General features: G+C 74.9%; 4 protein-coding genes. 2 read left to right on the plus strand and 2 right to left on the minus strand.

Annotated elements, in window-relative coordinates; all coding sequences use genetic code 11:
• Positions 1 to 228: 228 nt before the first annotated feature.
• Entirely contained in the window at positions 229 to 1,680 is a 1,452-nt protein-coding gene (locus AB0P03_RS40510; protein WP_363633747.1) for an FAD-dependent monooxygenase, read from the minus strand.
• Between the two features lie 70 nt (positions 1,681 to 1,750).
• Between AB0P03_RS40510 and AB0P03_RS40515 the strand changes: the two genes are divergently transcribed.
• Positions 1,751 to 2,404 (plus strand): TetR/AcrR family transcriptional regulator C-terminal domain-containing protein, encoded by a 654-nt coding sequence (locus AB0P03_RS40515; protein ID WP_363633749.1) that lies wholly within the window; start codon positions 1,751 to 1,753, stop codon positions 2,402 to 2,404.
• 57 nt (positions 2,405 to 2,461) lie between these two features.
• On the opposite strand, the gene AB0P03_RS40520 is transcribed toward AB0P03_RS40515, so the two are convergent.
• Positions 2,462 to 4,549 (minus strand): BTAD domain-containing putative transcriptional regulator, encoded by a 2,088-nt coding sequence (locus AB0P03_RS40520; RefSeq protein WP_363633750.1) that lies wholly within the window; start codon positions 4,547 to 4,549, stop codon positions 2,462 to 2,464.
• A gap of 178 nt (positions 4,550 to 4,727) precedes the next feature.
• Between AB0P03_RS40520 and AB0P03_RS40525 the strand changes: the two genes are divergently transcribed.
• Positions 4,728 to 5,270 carry a hypothetical protein gene (locus AB0P03_RS40525; RefSeq protein WP_363589385.1) on the plus strand — a complete coding sequence of 181 codons (543 nt, stop codon included), beginning with the start codon at positions 4,728 to 4,730 and terminating at the stop codon, positions 5,268 to 5,270.
• The last annotated feature ends 123 nt before the right edge of the window (positions 5,271 to 5,393 follow it).

Consider the following 5,393-nt stretch of genomic DNA (forward strand, 5'->3'; position numbering starts at 1 on the left):
TCGACACGCCAGGCTCAACGACCGGCACCCCACCGGGGTACCGGTCGCATCACCACATCATCCGAACTCGTTATGTGCGAAGGACGGGTCTAGGACTTGATCGTTCGTCAGTTGTTGATGATCTCCAGGCTGGCGACAGTGCCCGGAACGCCGCCGGGGTAGGTGTTGCCGCCGAGGTGGAAGGTGTGGCCGTCCGAGCCCTGGCCGGGGCCCGGGCGGGCCGGGGCGTCAGCGGCGCAGGGCGCCGTACCGGGAGGCGTAGGTCGTCAGGCCGTCCGCCGTGGCCCCGGCCCAGCCCACGTATCCGTCGGGGCGGATGAGGAACACGCCGGTGCCGTAGGCCTCGTAGTCCGGGATGCGGACCACCGGGCAGGCGGTCTGCGGGAGCGGGGACTCGGTCCCGACCGCCAGCAGGGTCCAGTGCGGTCCGCGGAAGGCGTCGAAGAGCCGGACGCCACCCCGGCGCCCGTCCGGTGCGCGGTCCCCGGCCCGCAGGGCGCCCTCCGGCAGGGCTGGGCGGGTCTCCTCGGCCAGCGACGACTCCCGGTAGCCGAGGCCGAGTTGCTGGGTCGCCCGGCCCCGGCGGGCCTCGCCGTGGTGGACCCGGGTCGACAGGTCCAGCATCGCCGCCGCAGTGGGGCGGCGCTCCTCCTCGTAGGTGTCGAGCAGGGCGTCCGGGGCCGCGCTGCCGAGCACGGCGGCCAGCTTCCAGCCCAGGTTGTAGGCGTCCTGGACGCTGGTGTTGAGGCCCTGCCCGCCGGCGGGGGAGTGTACGTGCGCCGCGTCGCCCGCGAGGAACACCCGGCCCGCGCGGAAGCGGTCCGCCAGGGCCGCCCGCGGCCGGAACTCGGAGGCCCAGCGCACTCCGGTGACCTGTTCGGCGGTCAGGTGCGAGCGGGCGGCGACCACGTCGCGGATGCCGTCCAGGGACGCGTCGACGGTCGTGTCCTGCGGGTACTGCGCCACGAGCTGGAACTCGTCCGTTCCGGGCAGCGGGCACAGGGCCAGCAGGCCGCCGAGCGGTCCGCGCCCGGCGGCGCCGTCGCTGGGCGGGAAGACGTGCCAGTGGTCGCGGTCGAGGCCGGTGACCAGGACGTCCGCGACCAGCATCGGGTCCGGGTCGACGACCTGCCCGGTCATGCCGATGCCGAGCAGCCTGCGGACCGCCGACCGTCCGCCGTCGGCGGCGACCGCGTACCGCGCCCGGACCGGGGCGCCGGTGGCGAACTCGGCGGTGACGCCGTCCGCGTCCTGGGCCAGGCCCACCAGTTCGCGTCCGAAGGCGACCGAACCGCCGAGGGCGCGCAGCCGGTCGTGCAGCACCTGCTGGGTCCGCCACTGCGGCAGCATCAGCGTCTCGGTGTGGGGCTCGGCCTCGGAGGGCTCGGTCGGTTCGTACATGCGGCGTTCGTCCTGCGGCTCGCCGTCGCGCCAGAACAGGTTCGGCGGGTAGTGCCCGGAGGCGGCGCGGATGTCGGCCAGTACCCCGAGGTCGTCCAGGACCTCCAGGGTGCGGGGCTGGAGGCCCTTGCCGCGGGAGCCGGGGAAGAGCCCGCTCTCGCGTTCGACGAGCAGTGCGGTGATGCCGTGCCGGGCGAGGTCGACGGCGAGGGCGAGGCCGGTCGGTCCGGCTCCGACGATCAGGACGTCGGTGTGCGGGTCGGTGGCGCGGGTGGCCATGAGCATCTCCTTAACGTTGTTAAGTGGTCGCTGCTGGAAGACTGCACTTAACGTCGTTAAGCTGTCAACCGTGACGCCGCAGAGAACCCCGAAGCTCGACCGCCGGACGGTCGTCGACACCGCACTGACACTCCTGAACGAGGTGGGCCTGGACGGCCTCACCCTGCGCGCCATCGCCGCCGCGCTGGAGGTCAAGGCACCGGCGCTGTACTGGCACTTCAAGGACAAGCAGGCGCTGCTCGACGAGATGGCGACCGAGATGATGCGGCGCGCGGCCGCCGGTCCGTCCCGGATCCCCCCGGCGGCGGACTGGCGGGAGGCCTACCTGGCGACGATGCGGGGGCTGCGGGCCGAACTGCTCCGCTACCGCGACGGGGCCAGGGTCTACAGCGGAGCCCGGTTCACCGACACCTCGTACGCGGCGGGGCTCGAAGCCGGGCTGCTCCTGCTCACGGGGGCGGGCTTCACCCCGCAGGCGGCGGCCCGCGCCTGGTACACGGCGTACAGCTACACGATCGGCTACGTCATCGAGGAGCAGGCCATGGGCCCCAACCCCTTCGACGGCGAGGAGGGCTACGACCTGGACGCCCGGGCCGAGCGGCTGGCCGCCCACCCGCTCGCCGCCGAAGCCGGCCGGGTGATGTTCCAGGACTTCGACCAGGGCTTCGAGCAGGGCCTGGTGGCGGTCCTGGCCGGCGTCGAGGCGACGCTGCTCGTGCGGTAGCTGTACGGACCGCGGGGGTCGGCGGCCGGGCCCGGGATCAGGAGGCCGGGGCCGGGATCAGGGGGCGTCCGGCGCTTGCGCCGCGCAGGCGGCCAGGGCGGCCAGGCGGTCCACCTCGACCCATTCGTCGAGGTGGAGGCCGATCAGGTGGTGGCCCCGGCTCCACGGGTGGTCCGCGGCGGGAGGGGAGGGCGGCGGCGTGGGGGAGTCGGCGTGGTGGAGGTACCAGGAGCTGAGGCGTTCCAGGGCGGCGCGGCGCTCGGCGGTACCGGTCTCGGCGGTGCAGCGTTCGGCGGCGTAGAGGCGCAGGAGGTCGTTGAGCCGGTAGCGGTGGCGGTCCTCGTGGGTGAGCAGGTGGGCGGTGGCCAGGTGGTCGAGGACGGGCCGGACGGCGGCGGTGGGGGTGTCGGTCAGGGCGGCTGCCGCGCCGGAGCTGACGCCGACGGCCGGGGCCAGGGCGAGCAGCCGGAGCAGGGATCGGGCCTCGGCGGGGAGCGAGCGGTAGGAGAGGTCGAAGGCGGCGCGGACCGCCGAGGTGGCGTCACCGTCGATCTGTAGGGCGCTCAACCGGTGTTCCGCGTCGAGGAGTTCGGCGGCGTGGTCGGCGAGGCTGCGGCCCGGGAAGGCGGCGAGGCGGCTCGCGGTGATGGCCAGGGCGAGGGGCAGTCGGCCGCAGGCGGCGGTGAGTTCGGCCGCGGCGTGCGGCTCGGCGCGGGTGCGGTGCTCGCCGGCGATGCGGGCCAGGAGGCGGAGGGCCTGATGGGCGGGCAGGACATCGAGCACCAGGGGGCGGGCGCCGTTGCGGGCGGTCAGGCCGTCGAGTCGGGTGCGGCTGGTGACCACCGTGCGGCAGTCCGGGGCACCCGGCAGCAGCGGGCGGACCTGTTCGGCGTCGCGGGCGTTGTCGAGGACCACGAGCAGTCGGCGGTCGGCCAGCAGGGAGCGGTAGAGCGCGGCCGCCTCGTCCGGCGCTGCGGGGATCCGGTCGCCGGGCACGCCGAGGGCGCGCAGGAAGCGGGCGAGGACGGTGTGCGGGTCGAGGGGCGCGGCGACGGAGTAGCCGTGCAGGTCGGCGTAGAGCTGGCCGTCCGGGAACCGGTCCCGGGCGCGGTGGGCCCAGTCGACGGCCAGGGTGGTCTTGCCGACCCCGGCCGGGCCCGAGAGCGCGCACACGGGGACGGCTGCGCCGGTGGCACCGGTCGCGGGCGTCGTGAGCAGCGAGTCCAGGACGCGAAGCTCCGTGCCGCGTCCGACGAAGGTGGGAAGTGCGGGCGGGAGTTGGGCGGGCGGCGGCGCCTCCACCGGGGGTGCGGCCGCTGGGGGTGCCGCCATGGGGGGTGCGGCCACGGGGGGTGTGGCCACCGGGGCCGCTGCGGTCGGCGCCGCCTCGGGGCGGACCGGTTCGGTGGCCAGTAGTTCCAGGTGCAGCGCCCGCAGCTCCGGCCCGGGGTCGAGCCCGAGTTCGTCGGCCAGCCGCTCGGCGAACCGGCGGTAGGCGGTGAGCCCCTCGGGCGCGCGCCCGGAACCGTGCAGTGCGCGCATCAGCTGTCCGGTGAAGCGTTCCCGGAGCGGGTGGTCGACCACCAGCGCGGTCAGCTCGGGGACGGCCGCGCGGTGCCGGCCGAGGGCGAGCTCCAGATCGAGGCATTCCTCCCAGGCGGTCAGTCGCAGTTCGTCCAGCGCGACCGCGCCCGGGGCGTCCGCGTCCACGGCGAGTCCGTCCAGTGTGGGGCCGCGCCACAGGGCGAGCGCTTCGCGGAGCCCGTCGACCGCCGCCGGGGATCGTCCGGCGGCGGCCTCGCGGCGGGCGAGGGCGAGTCGGTCGGTGAAGGCGCGGGCGTCCAGGCGGTGGCCGGTGAGCGTGATGCGGTAGCCGCGGCCGTCGGTCAGCAGCACCGGCGGTGCGTCCGGGTCGGCTTCGGCGAAGCGGCGCCGCAACACCCCGGCGAGGTTGCGGACCTGGCGGGTGGCGGTGGCCGGTGGCCGCTCGTCCCAGACGGCGTCGACCAGACGGGCGACGGGAACGGAGATGTCCGCGTTGAGCAGCAGGGCGGCGAGCAGTCGCTCCTGCCGGGAGCCTTCGGAGGGGACGCGCCTCCCGTCGCCGGTCCACACCTCCAGCGAGCCGAGGATCCTGAACTCCAAGTGTCCCTCCCTGGGATCCGCGGGCCGGGCCGGACCGTCGCTGCGCGTGGATGGGCACGGGCGGTGATGGATCAATGACCAGATCATGCCAGTTGTGTGCGTCCGGTTGAGACCTTTGCTGTGCACCGGCCGAAACGAGCCGGTCGCCTGACGAGACGCCTCGAACCAGGAGCAGTTGATGAACCGTCTGAAGAAGGTCGTCGCCACCGCGACCGCCGTCGCCGCAGCCGCCCTGATCCCGCTGTCCGCGGCCCCGGCCGAGGCCGCCACCGGACCGGGCACCCACCTGGGGATGACCTGGTCCGTCGTCGCCTACGGCCCGGAGGGCACTGTCCAGGTCGGCGGCCCCGGGGGCAGCCCGAGCAACGCCTACAACGGCGACACCGCGCCGTCGGTCTCGCTGCCCGTGCTCTGCCTCAACGTCGACGGCAGCCCGGCCCCGTCCGGGATCAGCATCGGCTTCTACAACGGTTGGGCACAGGGCACCGTCGCCCTCAGCCAGCCGGTCAAGGGCGCCCGGCTCAACAGCCGGGCCGCGGCGGACAGCCTCTGCCAGGCCTCCTTCGGGGCCGGCTGGCGCGAGGCCGAGTTCCACGACGGCCACTTCGGGTCCGACCTGGCGCAGACCGGTGGCTGGACCTTCTGGGCCTACGGCAACATCCCCAACAACACGCGGTTCTGGACGGCCATCAACGACCAGGCGGCCAACCCCTGGAACTGACCGGCGCCTGGAACCTCCGGGACTGCCGGCAGAAGGGCGGGGGGGGGGGCCCCCGGGGGGGGGGGCCCCCCCCCCCCCCCCGGGAAGAAGACCCCCACCAACCACCCCACCCCCGCGCGCGCC

Origin of the sequence: Kitasatospora sp. NPDC088779, assembly GCF_040685395.1 — a bacterium.
In the GTDB taxonomy this organism is placed as follows: domain Bacteria; phylum Actinomycetota; class Actinomycetes; order Streptomycetales; family Streptomycetaceae; genus Kitasatospora.

What these genes read in the sequence shown, in the direction of transcription:
- AB0P03_RS40510 (WP_363633747.1), bottom strand. Translation starts at nt 1,680, where the DNA reads ATGGCCACCCGCGCCACCGACCCGCACACCGACGTCCTGATCGTCGGA.
- AB0P03_RS40525 (WP_363589385.1), top strand. Translation starts at nt 4,728, where the DNA reads ATGAACCGTCTGAAGAAGGTCGTCGCCACCGCGACCGCCGTCGCCGCA.